General features: G+C 40.9%; 20 protein-coding genes and 1 pseudogene. 4 read left to right on the top strand and 17 right to left on the bottom strand.

Going from position 1 to position 23,931, the window contains the following annotated elements; genetic code table 11:
* Window positions 1-8: 8 nt before the first annotated feature.
* The 3 genes from ACHABU_RS15575 to ACHABU_RS15565 are packed head-to-tail and all read right to left on the bottom strand — an operon-like array spanning window position 9 to window position 4,071.
* Window positions 9-1,376 carry a YjiH family protein gene (locus ACHABU_RS15575; RefSeq protein ID WP_435765856.1) on the bottom strand — a complete coding sequence of 456 codons (1,368 nt, stop codon included), beginning with the start codon at window positions 1,374-1,376 and terminating at the stop codon, window positions 9-11.
* 44 nt (window positions 1,377-1,420) lie between these two features.
* A complete protein-coding gene (locus ACHABU_RS15570) occupies window positions 1,421-2,725 on the bottom strand; it encodes an aspartate aminotransferase family protein (RefSeq protein WP_435765855.1) in 1,305 nt (434 codons plus the stop codon).
* Between the two features lie 17 nt (window positions 2,726-2,742).
* Window positions 2,743-4,071 (bottom strand): sigma 54-interacting transcriptional regulator, encoded by a 1,329-nt coding sequence (locus tag ACHABU_RS15565; protein WP_435765854.1) that lies wholly within the window; start codon window positions 4,069-4,071, stop codon window positions 2,743-2,745.
* Between the two features lie 346 nt (window positions 4,072-4,417).
* Here ACHABU_RS15565 and ACHABU_RS15560 point away from each other — a divergent pair, with 346 nt between their 5' ends.
* Both ACHABU_RS15560 and ACHABU_RS15555 read left to right on the top strand, forming a co-directional pair.
* Entirely contained in the window at window positions 4,418-5,974 is a 1,557-nt protein-coding gene (locus tag ACHABU_RS15560) for an ABC-F family ATP-binding cassette domain-containing protein (RefSeq protein ID WP_435765853.1), read from the top strand.
* 223 nt (window positions 5,975-6,197) lie between these two features.
* Window positions 6,198-6,692, top strand: coding sequence for a L,D-transpeptidase family protein (locus ACHABU_RS15555; RefSeq protein WP_435765852.1), 495 nt, complete (start codon window positions 6,198-6,200; stop codon window positions 6,690-6,692).
* Window positions 6,693-6,811: 119 nt separating this feature from the next.
* Here the strand turns inward: ACHABU_RS15555 and ACHABU_RS15550 are convergent, their stop codons facing one another.
* The 10 genes and pseudogenes from ACHABU_RS15550 to nadC all read right to left on the bottom strand — a co-directional run bounded on the left by ACHABU_RS15550 (window position 6,812) and on the right by nadC (window position 14,658).
* Window positions 6,812-7,120, bottom strand: a complete 309-nt coding sequence (locus ACHABU_RS15550) for a DUF3892 domain-containing protein (RefSeq protein WP_435765851.1) — start codon at window positions 7,118-7,120, stop codon at window positions 6,812-6,814.
* 41 nt (window positions 7,121-7,161) lie between these two features.
* Window positions 7,162-7,371, bottom strand: a complete 210-nt coding sequence (locus ACHABU_RS15545; RefSeq protein WP_435765850.1) for a gamma-type small acid-soluble spore protein — start codon at window positions 7,369-7,371, stop codon at window positions 7,162-7,164.
* 19 nt (window positions 7,372-7,390) lie between these two features.
* A complete protein-coding gene (splB, locus tag ACHABU_RS15540; protein WP_435765849.1) occupies window positions 7,391-8,419 on the bottom strand; it encodes a spore photoproduct lyase in 1,029 nt (342 codons plus the stop codon).
* Window positions 8,412-8,684 carry a transcriptional regulator SplA domain-containing protein gene (locus ACHABU_RS15535; RefSeq protein WP_435765848.1) on the bottom strand — a complete coding sequence of 91 codons (273 nt, stop codon included), beginning with the start codon at window positions 8,682-8,684 and terminating at the stop codon, window positions 8,412-8,414. Before ACHABU_RS15535 ends, splB begins: the two co-directional genes overlap by 8 nt.
* A 118-nt stretch (window positions 8,685-8,802) precedes the next feature.
* A complete protein-coding gene (locus tag ACHABU_RS15530; protein WP_435765847.1) occupies window positions 8,803-8,964 on the bottom strand; it encodes a hypothetical protein in 162 nt (53 codons plus the stop codon).
* Between the two features lie 273 nt (window positions 8,965-9,237).
* The gene (locus ACHABU_RS15525) at window positions 9,238-10,287 is read right to left on the bottom strand and encodes a DUF2399 domain-containing protein (protein WP_435765940.1); all 1,050 of its coding nucleotides are present in this window, start codon (window positions 10,285-10,287) and stop codon (window positions 9,238-9,240) included.
* Window positions 10,288-10,358: 71 nt separating this feature from the next.
* Window positions 10,359-10,631 (bottom strand): annotated as a pseudogene (locus ACHABU_RS15520) (DUF2397 family protein); the annotation flags it as partial.
* A gap of 197 nt (window positions 10,632-10,828) precedes the next feature.
* Window positions 10,829-12,748 carry a TRAP transporter permease gene (locus tag ACHABU_RS15515; protein ID WP_435765846.1) on the bottom strand — a complete coding sequence of 640 codons (1,920 nt, stop codon included), beginning with the start codon at window positions 12,746-12,748 and terminating at the stop codon, window positions 10,829-10,831.
* Between the two features lie 26 nt (window positions 12,749-12,774).
* Window positions 12,775-13,779, bottom strand: coding sequence for a TAXI family TRAP transporter solute-binding subunit (locus ACHABU_RS15510; protein ID WP_435765845.1), 1,005 nt, complete (start codon window positions 13,777-13,779; stop codon window positions 12,775-12,777).
* Between the two features lie 33 nt (window positions 13,780-13,812).
* Window positions 13,813-14,658 (bottom strand): carboxylating nicotinate-nucleotide diphosphorylase, encoded by an 846-nt coding sequence (nadC, locus tag ACHABU_RS15505; protein WP_435765844.1) that lies wholly within the window; start codon window positions 14,656-14,658, stop codon window positions 13,813-13,815.
* Between the two features lie 317 nt (window positions 14,659-14,975).
* Here nadC and ACHABU_RS15500 point away from each other — a divergent pair, with 317 nt between their 5' ends.
* Window positions 14,976-15,509, top strand: coding sequence for a transcription repressor NadR (locus ACHABU_RS15500; RefSeq protein ID WP_435765843.1), 534 nt, complete (start codon window positions 14,976-14,978; stop codon window positions 15,507-15,509).
* Window positions 15,510-15,670: 161 nt separating this feature from the next.
* On the opposite strand, the gene ACHABU_RS15495 is transcribed toward ACHABU_RS15500, so the two are convergent.
* The gene (locus ACHABU_RS15495; protein WP_435765842.1) at window positions 15,671-16,435 is read right to left on the bottom strand and encodes an SDR family NAD(P)-dependent oxidoreductase; all 765 of its coding nucleotides are present in this window, start codon (window positions 16,433-16,435) and stop codon (window positions 15,671-15,673) included.
* A 238-nt stretch (window positions 16,436-16,673) separates the two neighbouring features.
* On the opposite strand from ACHABU_RS15495, the gene ACHABU_RS15490 reads away from it, so the two are divergent.
* Entirely contained in the window at window positions 16,674-17,828 is a 1,155-nt protein-coding gene (locus tag ACHABU_RS15490; protein ID WP_435765841.1) for an acyl-CoA dehydrogenase family protein, read from the top strand.
* 208 nt (window positions 17,829-18,036) lie between these two features.
* Here ACHABU_RS15490 and ACHABU_RS15485 read toward each other — a convergent pair whose 3' ends face one another.
* The 3 genes from ACHABU_RS15485 to ACHABU_RS15475 form a co-directional block, all read right to left on the bottom strand.
* Window positions 18,037-18,981, bottom strand: coding sequence for a 2-hydroxyacid dehydrogenase (locus tag ACHABU_RS15485; protein ID WP_435765840.1), 945 nt, complete (start codon window positions 18,979-18,981; stop codon window positions 18,037-18,039).
* Window positions 18,982-19,145: 164 nt separating this feature from the next.
* Window positions 19,146-20,345, bottom strand: coding sequence for an ornithine--oxo-acid transaminase (locus ACHABU_RS15480; protein ID WP_435765839.1), 1,200 nt, complete (start codon window positions 20,343-20,345; stop codon window positions 19,146-19,148).
* 326 nt (window positions 20,346-20,671) lie between these two features.
* On the bottom strand, window positions 20,672-23,884 hold the full coding sequence (locus tag ACHABU_RS15475) for an SNF2 helicase associated domain-containing protein (RefSeq protein ID WP_435765838.1): 3,213 nt from the start codon (window positions 23,882-23,884) through the stop codon (window positions 20,672-20,674).
* Window positions 23,885-23,931 lie beyond the last annotated feature (47 nt).

Genomic DNA, 23,931 nt, shown 5'->3' with positions numbered 1-23,931 from the left:
AAATATAATTAATAAATCATATGCGCAATCAACGCAATGATTGGCAAAGAAATTAACGTACGTTCCATAAATACGATCAGTAAATGGCTGAATTTAATCGGTATTTTTGAGATAAGCAACAAGGTACCCATTTCCGTTAAATAGATGATTTGGACTAAAGAAAGTGCACCTACTACAAATCTTGTCATCTCCGCTTCAATTCCTGATGCCAGAACGGCTGGCAGGAACATATCGATGAATCCGATTATTGTTGCTGGAGCTGCTGCAGCTGCTTCAGGAATTTGCAATACGTTTAGAATCGGTATCATCGGCTGAGATATCCATTGGAAAACAGGTGTAAATTCGGCAATTATCAATGCAATCGTACCAATCGCCATTACTTGCGGCAGTAAAACAAATACGATTCCTGAGAATATTTCAGTCCCTTGATTTATCTGCTCTTTAAATGAGCCTGCACCTTTCGCACGTTTTACTGCCTGATGAAGTCCCCACTTAAACGCTGACGTATTTTCAGGTATTTCTTCATGAATTTGGCTACGTTTATAATACGTATCCGGTATTCTGGAAATCGGTGGGATTCTCGGGATGATAACAGCACTAACTACCCCAGCAATAACTATCGTCAAATAAAAGACCGGAAACATATGCCCGACATCAAGCATATTGGCAATTACAAGACAGAACGGAAGTGAAACGGTTGAAAAACACGTTGCAATCGCTGCCGCCTCTCTGCCTGTGTAATAACCATCTTGATATTGCTCCCTAGTAATTACAACACCGACATTTACATTTCCTACCCATGATGCAAGCAAGTCAATTGCCGACCGTCCAGGCAATGTGAATAACGGCTTAATCGTTCCACGCAGTAAGGTTCCTACAAATTCCATTGCACCAAAATTAATTAAATACGGCATCAGATACGATGCCACAAAGAACCATACAATCAGGCTTGTAAGTAAGCCGAACATAACTTGTCCCGTAATTTCGGAATTGATCAGTGTAAAACCTATATCATGGAACGTCATGATTGCAAAAATGGTACCTAATAACCGAACAACCATCCAAAATATGGAAACATGAAAAGTATTCTTAAGAAATTCGGACTTCAGGATAAAATTTGGTTTCATAATCATTGCAAAAATGGTCAGGACGGTTGATAATACCATCGTGTAAGTAATAATGGCTGGCAACCAACCTGATAAAAATTCAATTATAAATTCGGTAATAATTCCTAATGGTATATTAAAAGAATCCCCATCAATAATCGGGAACAGGAAAATAATAACTCCAAATAAGGAGGGAAGCAAAAACTTCATTAAATCTTTTGTTGTATGCTTTTCATCCGCTGCGTATGCTTCTTTTTCTTCATTCATCATTGTTAACCTCCTCATTTCTTACATGCTTTCTAATCAGTCACTGGCTACATCGATTCAAGTACTTCTTCAAGTACCTCTATCCCGTCATCAATTTGCTCTTTCGATACAGTCAATGGTGGAATCATGCGAATCACTTCACCTGCATTTCCACATAAGTAGAACAGGACACCTTTTTCCAGACAACCATCCAATACTTTCATAACCGCTTCACCATCAGGCTCTCCTGTTTCAACATTTTGCAAAGCGAAGCCAATCATTAATCCAACACCACGTACATCTTTGATAATTGGAAATTTATTTTTTAGTGTTTCTAGGCGATGACGTGCATATTCTCCGACTTCACGGGAGTTTTCAAGTAATTTTTCCTCTTTGATTACTGCAATGGATGCTCTGGCGGCTGCACAGGCAATCGGATTCCCACCAAATGTTGTTGCATGTGTCCCCATTGGCCACTGTGCCATTAATTCTTTCGATGCAATCGTCACTCCAAGCGGCATACCAGCAGCAATACCTTTAGCTACAGCCATAATATCAGGGGTTACATCAAAGGTCTGAGCTGCGAACCAGTTACCAGTACGGCCAAATCCTGTTTGTACTTCATCAAAAATCAATAAGATACCGTGACGATCACAGATTTCACGGATTTTTTTCAACCAGGATTTCGGCGGGATGATATATCCACCCTCACCGAGAACAGGTTCTACAATCATGCAAGCAACTTCTTCCGGATCTACCTGATGCTGAAATAATTTCGCTGCTTCTTTTTCCAGTTTTTCCGCAAAAAATACTTCCGGATCTGAATCTGCTGGACATTCTTCGGGATTCGCATATGGCAGCTGGTATGTTAACCATGATGGCTGCAGATGTTTACGATATTTACTTTTGGATGTAGAAACACTGAGTGAACCGACCGTACGGCCATGGAATCCACCTGTAAATGAAATCACATATGGACGCTTTGAAACATATTTTGCTAGTTTTAAAGCTCCTTCAATTGCTTCTGTACCACTGTTTCCGAAGAAGAAATTATCCAGTTTTGGCGGGAGAATTCCTTGAAGATCCTGCGCCAGCTTCAAAATAGATTCATAGATAATAACTCCAGATGGCCCGTGAATTAAATGATCTGTGCTGTCTTTAATCGCTTCAACGACTTTTGGATGCCGGTGGCCGACGTTCTCTACTGCGATTCCTGATGTGAAATCCAAATATCTTTTTCCATCCGCTCCATAGTAATAACAACCTTCCGCTTTTACGACCGGTAAATTCGGATGGTCTTTTGCCATGCTTGGTGCTAAATAATTCCCAATGTTATCTACTAATTTAAGCCAATCTTGGTTTTCGTTGTTCATGGTGATTGCTCCTTTATTTATATCGAATATTTTTTTAGTTTTCGTACGACGGATGGCTGGCTAATTCCTAGCATTTTTGCCATTTCCGTTGTTGTCTTGCAGTGCTTTTTCGCATTTATTAAAACTTTTTCTTCGACCGTTTCTAAAATACGTGTCAGTGTCTGTCCCTCTATTTCGAGAGAATCAAGTTCACTCTCGCCGTTCGAACGGTAATTGATCGGTAGGTCTTCTTTCGTGATGATCGTGGATTCACTCTCCGTAACAAGTCTCTCCATCAGATTTTTCACTTCCAACTGATTTCCTTTCCACTCCAGATGCAGCAATTCATGGAAAAGATCATTGGATAGTGTACGGTCTAACTGATAGTCCGTGCAGAATTTCTCAATGGATTTTAGAATGATTTCACTCAAATCTTCAGGTCTCTCCCGTAAAGGTTTAATCTGGATTGGTAACACATGAAGCTGGTAAAATAGGTCTTCCCTGAATTGTTTGTTCGCGACCAACTTTTCCATATCGGCTTCGGTTGAACTGATCAATCGAAAATTACTTTTGTGATCTCGCATTGCTTTTAACAGAATGCTTTGGGAGGTGAGCGATAACTCATCGACCCCTTCCAAATAGAGCGTTCCGGTTGCTGCTAATTGAAAGTATCCGAGTTTTTGGGCCGCTTCTTCCAGGCTTCCTGTTAGCTCTTGTGCAAGAATTGCTTCCGGGATAGCCGCACAATTTACTTCAATGAACGGACCATCCTTCCAGGGACTCTCTTGATGTATGAGTTTGGCAAGTGTTGTTTTTCCAACACCATTCTCCCCTTGCAGATGAATTGGAACTTTGAGTGGCGCTGCCTTTTTAATGGCCTTCATTACTTGTTTCATCGACTTGCTTACAGCGATGAACCCACCAAAGTTGAAGCTTTTCTCACGATACGTTTCCAGTTCCTCTTTTACCCGCGACATCTCGCCTTCCAGTTCATTCAAATAATTCTGAAGATTAAGCAATTCGGATACCTCATACGAGTAGCTGACAACAAATTCGACTTCGTGATTCTCGTTGAACAGTGGTACACCTGTAATCAGTACTTTCCTGCCATCCTGTTTACTTTGGACGAGAACAACTTTTTTCTTCTGTTTTTGAACAAGTGGCGTAATTGCCGGAGAAAACACACCCTTTTTCTCTAGATCATACACAGATTGTCCGAGTAAATCTTCTGCAGACAAGCCATATTGTTTCCCACTAATATGTGTAACCTTAATGATTTTCCCGTCCCGATTCGTAACCATGATATCCTCATCATACGAATCAATCACCTCTTCTTCTGCATTTGGAAGAAGATATAGATTATCCATCCAATCGCCCCTTTGCCACCCGAAAATTATTCATATTTGAATAATTATACATTTATTAATAATAATTATACATACATGGATATAATAACGCAACAGGAAATTTGAAATGGTGCCTGTCACTCCCCGAAATTTGTCATTATATGTCGAAAATAATGTTATGCATCTCACAAATCGATTACCCCCTAGCAACATTCCCTATTTTCCCCTATAATGAATAAGGATGAAATTTGAAGTAGAAGTTACACGTTATAACAGGCTTACTGGATGCAGGCTGGTATTTTCCACCATAAGTTCTAATGAACATATAATGATCGTTTTTCTTCACTTACACGGAGGTTTTTAATAGATGAGTCTACTTACAATCAATTCACTAAGCCATAGCTTTGGTGATCGCACGTTATTTAAAGATGTATCGTTTCGACTGGTTGCTGGTGAACACGTTGGTCTAGTTGGTGCGAACGGGGTCGGAAAGTCTACCTTGATGAATATTATTACGAAACAATTAATCCATGATAGTGGCCGGGTAGAATGGACCCCTGGCACAGACTATGGTTACTTGGATCAGCATACCGTTCTGACAAAAGGGAAAAGTATTCGTGACGTCTTACGAGATGCATTTTTACCACTGTTCGAACAAGAAAAAATGCTGACTGATGTGACCGAAAAAATGGGTACGGCAACCCCGGAAGAGTTAGAACAATTGCTCGAGCAAATGGGAGTTATCCAGGATAAACTGGAAGCTGGTGGTTTTTATACATTGGATATAAAAATTGAAGAGGCTGCACATGGTCTTGGTATTGACGCTATTGGCCTTGATAAGGATGTCTCCGCACTGAGCGGTGGTCAGCGGACGAAAGTGTTGCTTGCAAAGCTTTTGCTTGAACAACCAGAAGTTCTCCTGTTAGATGAGCCAACAAACTTTCTTGATGTTGAACATATTGGATGGCTCAGTCACTATTTAAAAGAATATCCACATGCAGTATTGCTAATTTCCCATGATACGGAATTTATGAATGGTGTCGTGGATGTGATCTTCCATCTTGAATTTTCCAAGCTTACACGCTACACGGCTACGTATGAAAAATTCTTGGAGCTTGCTGAAATTAATAAGAATCAGCATATAAATGCCTATGAAAAACAACAGGAATATATTAAAAAGCAAGAAGATTTTATTGCGAAGAACAAAGCACGCTACTCGACTACTGGTCGCGCTAAAAGTCGTCAAAAGCAGTTAGCCCGTATGGATCGAATTGATCGCCCTGAAACTGCAATGAAACCGACATTTAGCTTCAAAGAATCACGTGGCAGCAGTCGATTTGTTTTCGAAGCAGAGGAACTAGAAATCGGTTATGACCAACCGTTGTTTCCAAAACTGACAACGGAGATTGAACGTGGTGACAGGATTGCAGTTGTCGGTAGTAATGGTGTCGGAAAGTCGACTTTGTTGAAAACGATACTTGGTGTAATCGATCCAATTGGCGGGAAACGTATTCTTGGTGACTTCCTCTTCCCTTCTTATTATGAACAGGAAGTACAGTCACCGAGTAACACGCCCATTGATGAAGTGTGGGATGCTTTCCCGCATCTCGATCAAGGTAAAGTCCGTGGGATTCTCGCTAACGTTGGGTTGAAAAATGAGCATATTACCCGTCCGATGAAACAATTGAGCGGTGGCGAACAGGCAAAAGTACGCTTATGCAAGCTCATGCTAAACGAGAGTAACTGGCTCGTATTCGATGAACCAACAAATCACCTGGATGTCGTTGCTAAAGAAGAATTAAAACGAGCATTGCAAGAATACAAAGGTACCATTGTTCTCGTCTGCCATGAACCCGAATTTTATGAAGACTGGGTCACAAAAGTTTGGAATGTAGAAGAATGGGCCATGAATGAACAAGCATAACAAAACAAAAAACAGGCTGCCGAATCTAAATCGACAGCCTGTTTTATATGTAATTCAGAATAAGTGCCTGTCACTCCCCGGTTTTTGTCGAATGCTGTTTGTGGATGTGTGGCTATACGTGTTTGGAATTTGTAATAGGAGGCTTCTCTTCTAATTTGATGAAACCCTTTTTATAAACTTCATAGTATGTATGGTAACAACTATATTCAGGAGGTGTTCAGGCGTGATTCACACAGTAAAACCAGGTGAAACACTATTTCAAATATCCATGGACTATCGTACACCACTAGCGGAAATTATTCGAGCAAACCCAGCAGTAAACCCTGATTTCATTTATCCTGGTCAAACCATTGTTATACCAGGTTTTCCTTCTCCTCTAACGATCCCTTACCGGATTGATGTATCCGTTAACAACCGCTGGCTAAGGTTACTAAAAGACGGTGTCCTTCAAAAACAGTATCCGATTGCTGTTGGGAGAATTCTGCATGGGACGCCTATAGGTGAATTTATAATTATAAATAAAGCACCTAATCCCGGTGGACCATTCGGTACCATGTGGATGAGTTTATCAAAGCAGCACTATGGAATACACGGAACAAATGACCCCAGTTCGATTGGTAAAGCTGTATCAAGGGGCTGTATTCGAATGTATAATAGTGATGTTGAAGAATTAGCAAGTATCGTCCCAATAGGAACATTGGTGTCCATACATCCATAATTTATATACCGCACATTTTAGTAATAAGAGTCTACGTTAGATTTTAAAATTTTATTTAATTCCTAACAAACAGTCCCAAAATGAGTTTTGGGACTGCCTATTTATTGGATTTATAATCCCTAAAACAAAGGTAAATTATTTAAATTATTCTCTTTCCTTTCATCTGGTTCGCTTCTGATAATATCCCTTCCATATTTATGGAAGACATCGATATGAGCGATATTTCCGGACTTCGCTTCATCCAATGCTGTAATATAATCCAGTTCACGCCCTAAATTTGTTTTAAATGCAATAAGATCACCTGAATCATTTTTTCGAACTGCAACGATTTCTTCTTTTCCTTCCATATTTATTGTTTCACTAACGGCATGATGCCCACTTTGTTCGCGGTAATCATTATAAATTTTTTCGAAGTCTTTCCTTTCCATATATGAGCAAACCTCCTTATTTCACAAAGCTTTTAAAGTCTTTATTGATTTTCCGCACTTGGCCGGTTTTTCGTCTTCACTTCTTCTATATTCGTATCACTATAAACCGATGTACCATGACCACCAGAAGTTTTGGCAATATATTCCTTTACTTCATTATAGGACAAGCCAGATTGCTCATTCTTTTCCTTTACAACATCGATATCTGTACCGGCATCCGTACTATTTTTCTGCTTATTATTTTCTTTCATGGGAGTCACTCCTCATTTTTTAAGTAAAATACTCAATTTTCGACTCAGGAAAATAACGACGTATATAACCACCAATCGTATCTTTTATATCCTCCTGTTCCTCATTTTGATATACATATTTGCCAATCCCGTATTTTCCCCATTTCCATTTACGTTTCGATTCATCCAGTTCCAGCTTGGTCATTGGATAGTTTTCCTCGATAACACGTTTGGCTGGTTTCGTGAAGCGGTGTTGAATCATTTCAAATGTTAAATCCTTGGTTGCAAAGGCAGGTAATGCAGCCTCAAGCTTTTCGAACATCTCCTTATAGCCTTCCTGCCAGCCGTCATGTATGTAAATTGGAGCGACAATAAACCCAAGCGGATATCCAGCTTCCGCTACTTTAACAGCAGCCTCAATGCGCTCATGTAGTCTCGAAGTCCCTGGTTCAAAGTATTTAATAATGTAATCATCATTGATGCTGAAGCGAAAACGGGTTCTTCCATTATGCTTTGCATCCAGCAGGTGATCGACATGGGCAAACTTCGTGACAAAACGCAAAAGGCCAAATTCTGACTCGCCAAAGTACTCGATCGCTTTTTTCAGTGTATGTGTGAGATGGTCCACACCAACGATGTCTGATGTACAGGATGCTTCGAAACGGGTCTGTTCTGGTGCGCGCTCCCGCATATAGCCATCCGCCGCTTCAAATATCTCATCCACATTTACATATGTCCGAATATATGGTTTGCTACCCATCGTTGTTTGCAGGTAGCAATAGTGGCAATGTCCCATACAGCCTGTCGCAAAAGGAATGGCATACTCGGCAGATGGTTTAGAAGTATCAAACTTCAATGTCTTCCTTATACCGACAACAAGGGTTGATTTAGCTGTCCGGTACTTTTGAAAATGATTTTCTCCTGGGAGGTTTCGAATTTGGTTGTGGGATGTCGTCTCTCGAATCTCAATCCCCATACCTTCAAATTTTGAAACCAACTCTTTTCCAAGCGGATATTCCAAAGCCCTGGGTTCCACGTAAACAAGTTGCGGGACAAAAGGCTTAACCATAATAGTTTCCATCACTGAACTTGATAATATTTGGTGGTTCAAACGCATCTTTGTATGCCTGCTCTGCCTCTGCTTCCGATTTAAAAATAGCAAATTCATCCGTCAAAGGATAATAGGTTTCATGTGCAAAAAGTGCCAACTCATGAGGTTTTTCCGGATTTTGTACGATTGCTGCTTGCTGAACTTGGGCTACATCCTGTGCATGTGGGTTTCGTATAATCATATAGACAACTTCACCTGGTTGAAACGATTCATTTAGTTCCAATTTAACAGCCTACTTTCGTTTGTTTATTCTTAGTTATTTCCGGGTTCTTGGTAGTTTATGTATAGTAATTTGTACACCAAAACAGGGTCTCCTACTTTATGAGGAAACCCTGCATGTATTATTTTCGCTTTCGCTTGTTTATCTTATTATCTAAATTAAGAAACTCGCTGTCTTGCGCAAATTCTGTGTCCTCTTTTTTACGTTTAGGTGTTGTATCATATTTCAATACGTTCCTTTGCCTACCCTTATCTTTATTGCGATTTTTGTTTTCCTCTGACATGAGCATAGCCTCCCTAAAACATTTATCATTGGGACTTGCATTCCTATTATGTCACATATTCCTATTCTTATTTAAGTTGAATCGAAATGTCTCAATCAGGCAAAACTACATGTAAAAGAGGAGGGATGATGAATGAGTAAAGGCAAAAAGAAGAAAAACAAGAATAAAGAGGAACTAAACGATATGAAAGATAACAAAAAGTATCCAACTAACCGCCCCAAATAACGAAAACCGAACAGTGTCTCTCACTGTTCGGTTTTCGATAATATTTGACTATAGGTCTTTCATCATTTCATTTACGAGTGCTTCCTGATAGCCTGCTGTTTGCTGGTGCCCGATTTCTTCGGCTATTTGCCGTAAATTTGGGTCGTTGATCCCGTTCAATTTTGCTAACCTTTCCCCATTTAAGGGGTTCGTTGGATTTGTTTTTATATAATCTTCCCTTGTCATATGCCATAACTCCACATGTTGCGGATAGCGATCCAGCAACCGTTGTGCCATGGCAAGACCTTCAGGATCAAAGTCGCCAGAGTAATGTAACGTGCAGCCTTCCTTCACCAACCGATCCATCAATACGAGTGCAGCTAATTTAAACTGGCCATTCGTCGAAATGATTGGTGTGTTCGGTTTCATGTCCAAAATACTCGAGCAGACACCCGAATTCTCAACAACCCATACATCTTTTCCACGGACGGGATAAACGCGACCAATTGTAACGAGCTCACGTAATGGAACATTCAACACCGTCTCCATCTCCACTGCTGCTTGCCACACGGGATGGATCTTCCCCAGTTTATCTTCTGCCAAAAATCCTGTGCATGTGACGAAATTAAGTAAATCATCACGGTAAATATTATGATATGTCAGCAATTCATTGATCGATTCGGTATCTGCCGGCATCCCCTTATCAGCTTCCTCCATTTGATAGGAAAGAAGATGTAGGAAAAGCTTTCCTTGATTGCGTGGCAATCCAACGTAGGCTTTTTCCAAATGAGCTACCATATCAGAAAATAACACTTGCTTGGTTTCCGCTAATCGAATGATCCATCTGCTATCACCTGGCATTCTTTTCACATATTCCAACCAAAATGCAATTTTCGGATGACGTACAATTAATCCATTAAAAAGATCTGCTACATTGTTTTCCCGTTCCTGCTTTACTTCTTTTTTCGAGCGGATGGTCTCACCAAAATATGCATCAAGCAACTCCTTCAGATTGAGCCCATCAAAACGTGTCTCTTGTAATTGCTTTTCAAAATCGATCAAGGCTATTTTGCCCTTTGTCTCCAGTTGCACCGCAGACATACCGAAGAAACTACCAATCGTTTCTAAATCATCTCTTGTAAAAAGCTGAACAGGAATTGTTCCACCTACTCTGCCAATGGATTCATATTCTCCTCAATGGAGCGCGCTCTTCCCATTTCCTGTGTGGCAACAAGGTTGTTCCATTTTACTAACTGATCCAGATCTTGCTGTAATTGTTCTTCTGTATAGGTTGAAAAACCGGATTGTTCCTGGATATGGGCATAAATTTCTTCCGGAAAAAGAAATTCCCGCATCCGTTCGTGTTCTATATAAAAATATCGCAATATCACTCGATATGTACTTGCCTTTTCAGCCGTTAAGTAACTGGCTTCAACGACCTTTTTAAATGCGTTTACTTCCATAACTAACACCCACATTTCTTAGAAAACTAAGCATACGAAAAGCCTTTAGGCGTATACGCAAAGCCCGCACTTATGCAATGCTAAAATAATTACCTTACGTCCATTTTAACATATAACCCTAAAAACCGAACAGTGCCAGGCACTGTTCGGTTTTCGACAATATTTGACAATATTCGGGGAGTGACAGGCACTGATTGCTATGCGATACTTAGTGCTGTTTTTCTTCTATGTTGCATGAAGAATACGAGGACAATAATTGCTAATCCGACTCCACTTGTTAGAAGGCTCGCATACATGGACAATGCTCCGCTTGTGATTAGCAATATGCGTTCTGGAATCGTCGTTCTCGTACGTAACCATCCAATTGCACCAGCACCAAGTGCGATCACGCCGATGGTTGCTGTCAGGAATGCTAAAAGAACCTCAACCACAGTGCCATCCATCAGGAGCGCTGGATCTAGGACAAACATAAATGGAACGACGAACCCTACAATACCCAGTTTTAAAGCTTCCATTCCCACTCGGTTCGGATTCGCATCTGCAATTCCGGCTGCTGCATAGGCGGCCACTGCAACAGGCGGTGTAATCGCTGAAAAGATGGAAAAATAAACAATAAATAAATGAGCTGCCATTGTCGTTACACCTAATTCAATCAGCGCAGGTGCAGCAAGCATGGCGGTTAAGATATACGCTGCTGCCACTGGCATGCCCATTCCAAGGATAATACAGATTAGCATCACCAATAGTAATGTTGGAAATAGTAAACCATCCGTTAATCCAAGTACAATACTCGTTAATTTCCCTCCAAGTCCGGTCGTCATGATTCCTGCAATGACAAGCCCAGCTGCCCCACATGCTGTTGTAACTGATATAGAGGATTTAGCCCCATCTACCATGGAGGCAACTATTTTCGTCATACCCATCCGATTTTCTTTACGGAACCAGCTGACAACTATAACAGCTAAAATTCCATAAAACCCTGTTCTGGAAGCACTGTAACCTTGCATCAAGAAAAATATCAGAACGGTGATTGGAATAAAATAAAACCAACCTTTCTTCAAAACTTTCGTTAACTTAGGAACATCGGCTTTGGCCGGCCGTGGTAAGTCTAGACGCATTGCTTCAAAATGGACCATTGCAAGCAAAGAGACATAGTATAAAACACCTGGGATAAGCGCAGCAATCACAATTGACCCGTACGACATTTGGGTAACAGCAGCCATTAAGAAAGCAGATGAGCCCATAATTGGCGGCAAAATGCTTCCTCCCGTAGACGCAGCTGCTTCCACTGCAGCTGCAATTGTTGGCGGATATCCAGATTTTTTACTAACCGGAATGGTAAAATGTCCGGTTGTCACAACATTTGCTGTTGGACTTCCTGAAATCGAGCCGAAAAATGCACTCGTAAGCACAGCAACTTTGGCAGATCCCCCTCGCGTTCTTCCTGCGATTGCCGAAGAAATGTTAAAGAAAAATTCTCCTGCACCTGATTTTTGCAAAAAGGACCCGAATAACATGAACATGAATACAAACGTTGCAGCTACGGAAATTGGAGACCCCCATAGCCCATTAAAGCTATAGGTCAGTTCATCAATGAATTCAACGACAGACAGTTCCCTATGACTTAGCAGACCAGTTAAATGATGACCGCCAAGAGCATAAGCTGCCCCAATAAATACAATGACTATAATTGGAAAACCAATTGTTCTGCGCGCCGCTTCAATCGTTAACAGCACAAACACGAGCCCGAAAAAGATGTCCAGTCCATTTAACGGATTCATAATTGGAATCCTCGTTGCAATTCGTTCTGCATGTATCGTAAAATAAATTCCTGCGCCAAGAGACAACAGTACGAAAAGATAATCCATTACGCTAGGTGCCTGCCTTTTTATACCATCCTTTTTCGAATAGCCATAAAGCAAAAAAGTAAGTGCCAGGATGAAAGCAAGATGGATCGCCATTTGATTAAGTGGATCCAAATTCCCCCAAACGACAGACCAAATCTGGTATACCGATAAAATGCATGCGATTATGGAAAAGATTTTCATAGGATTGCTTGATAGGTTGCGTTTATACCCTTCCACAAACCAGCCGGTTAAAAATGTCTTGATGTCCACTGTGCTACGACTCCTTTTTGGAAAAGTTATTCCAGCAATCCCTTTTCCCGGAAAAATTTTTCAGCGCCCGGATGTAGGGGAACATTGCCAACATCCATCATCTTCTCTTCTGTTAAATTTTTGAATTCCTCATGCACATTTCCAAGATAATCCATATTTTCATAAATCGATTTCGTCATTTGATAGACTTCATCCTCTGGGACATCTTTATGGGTGATAAGGATAGCCGGTGTACTTATTGTGTCGATATCCTCTTCCATAAAAGCATATGTGTTAGCTTTAATGGTGCCAGATTCCATACCTAGTTCTTCCGATACTGCCTGAATCGTTTCCTGATCCAGTGCGAGCATTTTCAACTTCATCGTAGTGGAAGCCTCAATTATATCTCCGGACGGTGCTGATACTGCATCACCGGTTGCATCCATTCGATGATCTGCCATCATTTCAAATGTTTTCGATCCGGATAAATAATCTATCGATCCTCCCCAGGAATGGATATCTTCATAGGTAACTCCATATTCCTGTAAAATTGCTCGCGTTATAATTTCCCCTGCTGAGCCTTGTTGATCGACCGCTAATCGAATCGGTGCTTGCTGTCGGGCAATTTCAGCAATCGATTCATACGGTGTATCTGCGGTAACAATGAATTGATAATAGTTAGATGGTATGACAACACTTACAGCCCGAAGATTGGTGTAAGCCTCTGAATATGGTTCCTCTCCGCTGTATGCGGCATAGGAAGTCATCGCATAGGACAAGCCATATGGCACGACAGCCGTTCCGACAGCTGGTGGGTTTTCCACAATGCTGCCCGGCTCCACTGTAACAATAGCACCATCGTTTTCCCGGCGGATGGATTCAGCAATCCCCTCTGCAAATACAGACCAGGCTCCACCAGTACGTCCACCAATGATCGTTGTTTCGATGGAATCCTTTGAACCGTTCGTATTTGAAACAGATTCACTTCCGCAAGCTGCCAAGAAAACAATTCCGAGCATGATAGCTATAGCCATGTATCTATTTTTATTCACGAATTTCTCCCCCCTACTCATTACTGCGATAAGTTACTTTTTCTTTCCCTCTTGAACTTGCAAACTAATATCTAATGCCTTCACCGAATGCGTTAATGCTCCTAATGAAATATAATGAACACCGGTATTTGCATAAGTTGCTAGTTTTTCCATCATAATCCCACCTGAAGCTTCCGTGACAATGGTGCTTGGGACCATTGCTGCAAATTCCTTAACTTCTTCTGGACTGCGATTATCGAACATAATAACGTCTGCGCCTGCAGCTATCGCTTCCATTACTTCTTCCTTGTTTTCCGTTTCGACTTCGATTTTTACCATATGACCAACTGCTGCTCGTGCTTTTTCAACTGCTTTCGTTATTGATCCACAATATGAAATATGATTATCCTTAATCATCACACCGTCATATAATCCATTGCGATGATTTTTTCCTCCACCAGTGATGACCGCATATTTATCCAGCATGCGCAAACCTGGCATTGTTTTTCTAGTATCACAAAGATGTATCGTTGAATCATTCAATGTTTCGATTGCTTGATTCGTCATCGTTGCAATTCCACTCATTCGTTGTAGCAAATTTAAGATGACCCGTTCTCCCGTTAACAAATGGCGAACAGGGCCATATACTTCTGCAATGGTATCGAGCGGTTGAACCTTCTCACCGTCTTTAAAATGAAGCTTGATTTCCATTTGTGGTTCGATCAGATGGTATGCTTCTTTTATAATGGCTAAGCCGGATAATGTCCCTGTCTCTTTGGCGATGAATACCCCTTTTCCTGTTTGAGTTTCCGGAAAAATCGCCTCGCTCGTTATATCCTGATCACCGATATCTTCTAATAAAAAAGACTCGAGTGCTTTGCGCAGTTTTAATATGTTCATGTTTATTTCTCCTTTTATGTAATTGTGATTGTGATGTTTTTCACATTAAGGGTATGAAGGTACGCTTGTTTATTTTTAATCATATAGGCCTTATTTTTTCTATGTATCTAGTGGTAAAGTTAAAGAATTCTAATTTGGTAAGTCACCTGTCTTGACATCTATATTTACATAGAATTAATATATTATCAAGTATTAAATTTCGTATGTAGGGTCCTTTACAAACGGATACCTGCTATCATTGACGTGTTGCGTATTTATGCTATGGTGAAAGCAAAACGATTCGCATCACGTGAAAATTTTATTGAGGTGGTTTCTATATGAAAACGGAGAAGAAAATGTCTTCTGCTAATAGACAGCAACTGATTATAACCAAGCTGAAAGAAGCAAAAAAGCCAATCAGCGGCAGTGATTTCGCCAAAGAAACCAATGTCTCCAGACAGGTGATCGTTCAAGACGTTTCCATTTTAAAAGCAAAAAATGAGCCGATCATCGCAACAAGCCAGGGGTACCTTTATTTAAACGATGATAAAAATGATTCTTTAGAACAGAAGGTAATCGCCTGTAAACATGGTGACGAACAAACGCTGGATGAACTCTATCTCATCGTCGACCATGGCGTTACGATTAAGGATGTTAAGGTTGAGCATGCTGTCTACGGTGATTTGACTGCATCGATTCGGGTCAGCAACCGAAGAGAAGCGGACCAATTCGTCGAGAAAATTCACACAGCTGGTGCCTCCTATTTATCATCCCTAACAGACGGTGTACATCTGCACACCATTGAAGCCGACGCTACCGACAAAATTGAAGCAGCCTGTGCCGACTTAAAAAAAGCCGGCATCCTCATCTAAACCGCCATCCCCAAAAACCGAACAGTGCCTGTCACTCCCCGGAATTTGGTGAAATTTGTCGAATGATAGACAGATTATCCTCTCTTCAAAAAATTCAGTTATATCGAAAAGAGATGAAACCACAGCCATGTGATTTCATCTCTTTTATTTGTGATAATCTATTAATCTGCCTGCATGCCTCCATCAACATTATACAAGGAGCCATTCACGAACGATGCATTATCAGATGCAAGGAACAGTACAACTTGAGCAACTTCATTTGGCGAACCGAAGCGTCCAACTGGTATTCCCTGTTTGATTGCTTCTCCTGAAGTTTCTGGCTCACCTGGTGTAATATTGTTCTGAATATCTGCAAGCATCTGTGTGTCAATCGCTGCTGGTGCAACAGCATTGACACGAATTCCACTCGAAGCTGCTTCAAGTGCAGCAGTTTTTGTTATTCCTGCTACCGCATGCTTGGAAGCAATATATCCAGCCATACCAGCTGAACCAATATATGCTGCATTTGATGCGGTATTAATGATGCTGCCATAGCCTTGGATCTCCATCTGTTTTATTACATGTTTTAGTCCTAGAAATACGCCAGTTACGTTAATACTAAGAATTTGTTCAAATTTTTCTTTTTCCAAATCCTTAATCTGTGTAAATGGTCCATTGATTCCTGCATTGTTGAAGAAAACATCAATTTTTCCAAAGGCTTCCACAGTTTGTCGCACATAGTTTTTAACATCTTCTTCATCTGTTACATTCGCTTTAAGAGTCATAATCTTATTACTATCAGCTTTCAAAGAAGTCTTTGCTTTATCAAGGGCTTCCTGATTAATATCAATCAACACTACTTTTGCGCCATTATTTAAAAAAAGCTGTGCCGTTGCTTGTCCAATACCACCAGCTCCACCAGTGATCAATACTACTTTATCTTCCATTTAAATCTCCTCCTTTTAGTAATTAACTGTCCTTTTGTAACTACCAACAGCATACTGTAAGCGCTGCCTTTTTACAAACATTTCGAAATATTAAACACAATAGTGCCTGTCACTCCCCGATATTTGTCGAATGGTGTTAAGCGATTCCAATTGAAACTATCCTTGTTTAATGAAATAATAAGCGTATAAATCCAACTTTATTGATATGATTAATGAAATCAAACGTAGGAGGTTCCTAATGAAATTAACAGAGTTAGAAATGAAGGAAGAACAAGTAAGCCTTTTAATAAAAACGGTAGAAGCCTTTGCAAGTCGTGCACGGCAGCACGATGAAGATGGCTCATTTCCTTTTGAAAATTTCGAGGACTTAAAAGGAATCGGTTACCCGGCATTAACGGTGCCAAAAGAATATGGTGGCGCTGGAATTTCATTATTGGATATGCTTCAATTTCAGGAAATTATCGGAAAGGCGGATGGTTCAACAGCACTTTCGATTGGATGGCATATGGGAATCATGAAACATCTTGGAGAAAATCAAATCTGGCAGAAGGAAACGTATGAAGCAATTGCCCGTGATGTCGCCCAAACAGGGGCGCTCCTAAATAATGCTGCCTCAGAGCCTGCTGCTGGAAGCCCCACTCGTGGTGGCAAACCGGAAACCTTTGCAAAAGAAGTCAATGATGGATGGGTAATTAATGGTAGAAAAACATTCACCACCCTCTCACCTATTCTTGATTATTTCGTCGTAAGTGCAACTATTGACGGCACTGACCAAGTTGGGAATTTTTTGGTTAAGCGAACGCGAGATGGTGTCAGGGTTGATGAAACATGGGATTCGATTGCAATGAAGGGTACTGGTAGTCATGATCTCGTATTGGAAAATGTAAATGTAAAAAAAGATGATCTCGTAGAACGTTTAACACCTGGTAAAAAGAAGGCTACTGGCTGGTTGCTGCATATACCGGCATGTTATCTCGGAATTGCCAGCGCTGCACAGGAATACGCAATTCAATTTGCTGCCAGCTATTCTCCAAACAGTATTGAAGGCACGATCTCCGATTTACCGAATGTGAAACAAAAGCTCGGTGAGATGGAGCTGAAGATGATGGAGTCCCGGCATTTCCTTTATGGTGTTGCTAGGAAATGGGATGAAAGTGATGCAGCTACTAGAGATGCGATGGGGCCAGAACTCGGCGCAGTTAAATTATCTGTCGTTAATAAAGCGATTGAAGTGATTGATCTAGCAATGCGAATCACCGGTGCCCGCAGTTTGTCAGCTAAAAATCCATTGCAGCGTTACTATCGTGATGTACGCGCAGGACTCCACAACCCACCCATGGATGACATGACAATTATGCAATTAGCCAGCAAATCAATCGCAGAACAAAACTAAACCAAACAGTGCCTGTCACTCCCCGATTTTTGGAGAAATTTGTCGATTTATCAATTCCGCTTATAAGCAGAAAAACAGTTCCGCGATGGTTCTTATTACCTTCGCGGAACTGTTTTTATATTACAATATAATGTTTAATTCCCAACCGGATATCCGTGAATATAATTCGACATAATTCGGGGAGTGACAGGCACTTACTGCCGATTGCTCAGTTTACGAGGTTCTCCAATTCATCGCCAGCTGCAAACCTTTTAAGATTTTCAAACGCTCCTTCACCCATTCGATCAACCGCTTCATAGGTAGCAGCTCCTATATGCGGCGTTGCGATGACATTTGGCAGTGTAGCCAGTTCACTTTTCGTAGGTTCATCTGCAAACACATCAAGGCCCGCAGCACTAATTTGGCCTTTTTTCAATGCTTCGATCAATGCATCTTCATCAACTAATCCACCACGTGATATATTGATAAGAATTGCCGTCGGTTTCATCATACCTAATGTATCTTTATTGATCATTTTGCGGGTTTTTTCATTGTAATTCGTACAAATAACAATCACATCAGAAGTGGATAAAAGCTCATCCAGTTCGACAAAATTAACCTGTAGTTTCTCAGCAGTTTCATAGTCTTTATGATTGCCATAGGTGTTTATTTCCATGTTAAATCCCGATGCACGTCTTGCAAGAGCTTTGCCGATATTACCAAAACCAATGATACCGATACGCTTTTTAAAAATTTCATAGCCTATTGTATTTTCCCAATGGCCAGCTTTCATTTCCTGATTTTTTTGAGTAATATGCCTTGCAGCAGCAATCATAAGACCAAAAGCATGGTCTGCTACAGCTTCTGTATTCTGACCTGGAATATTTGTGACTGGTATCCCTTTTTCTCGCGCATAGAGATGATCAATATTGTCATAGCCCGAACCAAACTTCATAATGTATTTTAAATTTGGTGCTGCATCAATGATTTCTTTATCAATTTTAACAACAGCTACAACTATGACGTCCATATCCGCAACTTCTCTTTTTAATTCCTCCTTCTCAATTCCCTGGTCTGTCAGGATAACCTTTACCTCCCCCAGTGTTCTCATGTCATCTAGAAATTTTGGTTCTGCTTTAATAAATGGATCCCGCAGCATAAATAACATTTTCATATGTATTCCCTATTCCTTCCTCAAATTACCAACAGTTATTTGAATATTATTTTTTCAGTATAGTCTATCGTGAATATGAAAGCAAAAAGCCGAACAGTGCCAGGCACTGTTCGGCTTTCGACATATTGTGACATAAATCGGGAAGTGACAGGCACCGTATACAGTTATTTTGATAAAACTTTCGAGATTTTTTCAATCGCCCAGTCCAGATCTTCCTGTTTGATTACAAGTGGTGGTGCAAAACGAATCGTGTTCTCATGCGTTTCTTTACACAATACACCTTCCTCCAGTAATTGTTCACAATACGAACGAACCGGTTTGTCAAATTCCACACCGATAAACAACCCACGGCCACGAACTTCTTTCAAACCTGGATGATTGATTGCTCGCAATGCTGTTGCAAAATAGTCACCTAATTGAAGTGATTTTTCAACTAAGTTTTCTTCCTCGATAACCTCAATTGCTGCCAAGGATACGGCACACGCCAATGGGTTACCCCCGAATGTTGAACCATGTGACCCTGGTGTGAAGACGTCCATCACTTCTTTATTAGCTGCAATTGCAGATACTGGAAAGATACCGCCACCTAGGGCTTTACCCATCACATAAATATCCGGGACAACATCTTCCCATTCACAGGCAAACATTTTACCGGTACGTGCAAAACCGGTTTGCACTTCATCAGCAATGAATAAAACATTATTTTCAGAACAGATATCACGAACAGCCTTTAAATAACCTTTTGGTGGAATAATGATACCTGCTTCTCCTTGGATTGGCTCCACAATAACTGCTGCAGTATTCGGGGTAATTGCCGCACGGACTGCTTCTGCATTTCCGAATTCAATCTTTTTAATACCTGGCACGAACGGCCCATAATTTTTTGTCGCACTAGGATCATCTGATAAGGATACTGAATTGATGGAACGACCGTGAAAGTTCCCTTTTGCAGCAATAACTTCTGCTTTATTATCTTCCACACCTTTTACTTCATAAGCCCAACGACGAGCAGCTTTAATAGCAGTTTCAACTGCTTCGACCCCTGTGTTCATTGGCAGCACTTTATCTTTTCCAGTTAACTCCGCAACACGTTTTGTCCATGGTCCTAATAATTCATTATGAAATGCACGGGAAGTAAGTGTTACTTTATCCGCCTGGTTTTTTAATGCTTCAATAATCTTAGGATGACGATGACCTTGGTTTAGAGCAGAATAGGCACTTAACATATCCATGTACGTATTCCCTTCTGGATCTTTTACCCATACGCCTTTCGCTTCAGAAATAACAATTGGTAGGGGATGATAGTTATGTGCACCGTAGTGGTCCGTCTGTTCGATAATTTCGTTTGACCTGGAAGTTGTCATAAATGATCCTCCTTAAAAAGTTTACTGATAAGGTGGAGAGATGTTTTAACCTCTCTCCTACTCTTTCTACCCTAGTATACATTTAAGATTAGATGATTCATAGATTTTCAGAAACCGCTTTCAACTACATAAGTCGTGTTAAATAATCTGGTCGATCTGCTTTAGAATCGTTTCGAATATATTCAAGGTTAGTATATGACTACGTCTGTCGCAACTAGAAGTAAACCTGATAAAGTTAAAAGTATTCGAAAAAACAGTGCCTGCCACGGTTCGGTTTTCGACATATTTCGAGCAATTTCGGGGAGTGACAGGCACCTAAATGACACCTAGATGTTTAGTATTTCCCTTATGTCTTCTTCGGTTAAGGTCGTTGTTGTTGATTCATCGGGGTTGATGATTTCTTCGATAAGATTACGTTTTTTCTCTTGTAGTTCGTTCATCTTATCCTCAATCGTTCCCTTGGCGAGAAGTTTTATGACTTGGACGGTGTTTTTTTGTCCAATCCGGTGTGCACGGTCAGCTGCTTGTTCCTCGACTGCTGGGTTCCACCATAAATCATATAAAATAACGGTGTCTGCGCCAGTCAGATTAAGCCCTGTGCCCCCTGCTTTTAATGAAATAAGAAAGATATCGCGCTCTCCATCATTAAATCGATTGCACGTCTCGACCCGCTCTTCGGATGGTGTTTTTCCGTCCAAGTAAAAGTAGGATCTTCCCTCATGCGTCAATTCTCTTCCGATAATATCCAACATCTTTGTAAACTGTGAAAATATTAGCACACGTCGACCTGAAAGCCTTGCTTCTTCCAGGATCCGCAATAGCTGTTCAAATTTAGCGGAGCTACCTTCATAGTTATCCACAAACAATGCTGGGTGACAACAAATTTGCCGTAGTCTTGTTAGCCCTGCCAAAATTCGAATTTGATTTTTGCGAATCGTATTCTTATCGAGATGCTTCAATGTTTTATGACGAAGCTTCGCCAAATACGCTGCATACAATGTCTTCTGTTCCGGTAACAGTTCTACCGATTCCATTGACTCGATTTTTTCTGGAAGTTCCCCCACAACATCCTCTTTCATCCGGCGCAGCATGAAAGGACGAATCCTTCTGGAAATCTTCTTTCTCGTTAATCTACTGTAATCCTTCAAGCTACCGAACAATTCCGGGAAAACAACATGAAAAATCGACCATAGCTCTTCCAGTGCATTTTCAACCGGTGTCCCTGTCAGCGCAAAGCGGTGATCAGCCTGTACCTTTTTTACTGCCCGTGCTGTTTGTGTCATTGGATTCTTAAATGCTTGGGCTTCATCGAAAAACACGGTATGAAAGTTCTGTTTCTCATACCATCTGATGTCACTGCGTAATAATGGATAGGAAGTTATCAGCACATCCACTTCAGAAAGGTCACGCTGCAATTTTTTCCGTGTTTCCACATTCCCGTCCAATACTACCGCCCCAATAACTGGTGCAAATTTCATCAGTTCATGCAGCCAGTTATAGGTAACCGATGATGGGCAAACAATCAATACAGGAAGTTTGCTTGACCGAATGTCAGCCAGTTCAGATACGATATAAGTGATGCTCTGTAAGGTTTTCCCAAGTCCCATATCATCTGCTAAAATTCCACCAAAACCATAACTTGACAGTGTCTTCATCCATCGATAGCCCTGCTTCTGATAATCTCTTAAAATCGTTTCCAAACTCACAGGAACCTGGAATTGTAATTTGTCGGGATTGCGAATCTTATCCAGAAATTGCTTAAACGAATCCTCAATAGAAAACGTCTCCGGATTTTCCACCGAATCCATTAGCTGTAATCCCTTTGTTAATGGGACCTCCAAGCCTGCCTCCAACTCTTTATCCTGTTCAGGTGCAGCAAGGAGAAAACGGCGAATCTCTTCCATCTCCCTTGTCTCCAGGGTCATTAGCGAACCATTGGGCATCCGATAATACTTCCGCTTTTGCTCAATAGCTTCAAGCACATCACGAATTTCCTTTTCCGGAAAACCTTCTATTTCAAATTTAAACTCCAGCCAGTCTGTTCGTTCTCGCTTATGCTTCACCTTAATTTTTGGTCGGGCTGGACTTTTGATGATCCGGTTTCGTACAGCAGTTGTCGCATACAATTGAACGAGCTTCTCCAGCTTAGGAAGGACGTGATAAAGAAATTCATATTCAAGTTCTTCATTTTGGAAAAAATACCCACCATCTGTTTTCGCAAACGAGCTTTCATCCATCAGCTTTAGAATTTCTTTCTCCTTCTCTATATCCCTTACAATCATACGGCCCGCACGAACTTCCCGTTCTTCCAAGGGATTAATCACCACATTTTCATATTGGAACTCCAGTCCGGCGAGAAGACGATTTTTCACCCGGTCGAGGTAAAGCCTGGCTATGAGCGGTGTTTTTTCAAATTTTTTTGTAACTTGAGTCGATAACAGAACATCCCCCATTTTCCTTAAACCCGGCACAACTTTTTCCATAAAAAATTTCATTTGCTCTGCTGGTATTGGAATAGTATTCGTTCCTGAGATATCCAACATTTGCTTCAGTTCATAGAGGCGTTGATTTTCTTCCTCTTTCAGCATCATTAATTTTCCATCCATTAGTGCTGTTCGATACGCATACAACAGAAGCATCGACTGCATTCCCTTGATTTCCAACTGATACCCGTTCTTATCATATTCGGAAAATAAAAACCTTAATGGAAGTGCTGCGTCTACTACTTGAAGTCCGTTATATGTATTGCCGCCATGCAAAAGCTTTACAGACGGTGCTTTTGTAAGCTTTGGTTCGATTCGCAACCAGGATGATGGCGGAACCAACAGTAATTCAGTCCTGCTCTTATAATTGTGTTCTTCCGGCAAAGAATCTATATATGCTTGCTCATCCTGCACGACTTGAATCAACTGTTGCATGACAGCATCCGCTTCGGTCTGGAAGCAATGGAGACTTGGATCATACGTGGTTGTAATCGTAAGAACACTTTGAGAACCTTGTTGAACCTTCTTCAAAAAATCCCGGATATTCCGTATTTTCGTTGCTCCTACGGTTAATTCCATTCCAAACATATAATCTTCATGCCCGGTATTAACTGGTTTGCATAAAAATTCCACATCTAATACCGTTCTTTTCTCAAAATGCAGCTGATGGCCACTATAGCGAACAGGTTTATCCTCAAATAGTGTGAACAAGCCCTGTGTCAGCTTATTTGCTGGCTCTACCTCAGCAGTTACTAGCGGTGCCGTTCCGTGCCGTTGATGGTCATTTATGGCAAGTAATACCGCTGCAATATGTTGGCAATCTTTATTATATGAGGCAAGCGTAGGACAACTGCATGCCGCACGTAAATCACTTCGGCGACTATCTTTTTTAATGGTGACATGAAACGCCTCTGCAGCAGAAACCGTTGCCACGACTTGTTCAGAACTGTAACTTTCAAATGTAACTTTATTATTGCGGTAAAAAGCTTCCCCTCTTTTAAAGGAAACCGCCCCACATCGATCCATGATAATTTTCTGATTTAGTTTCGTGTTCAATGCAGTCGCTCCTTTCAAAGGGAATTTATTTATTAGAGACTTGACAT

The sequence above is a fragment of the Oceanobacillus sp. CF4.6 genome, assembly GCF_051262635.1.
Lineage (GTDB): Bacteria > Bacillota > Bacilli > Bacillales > Amphibacillaceae > Oceanobacillus.
This window is presented reverse-complemented; position numbering and strand designations above follow the sequence as displayed.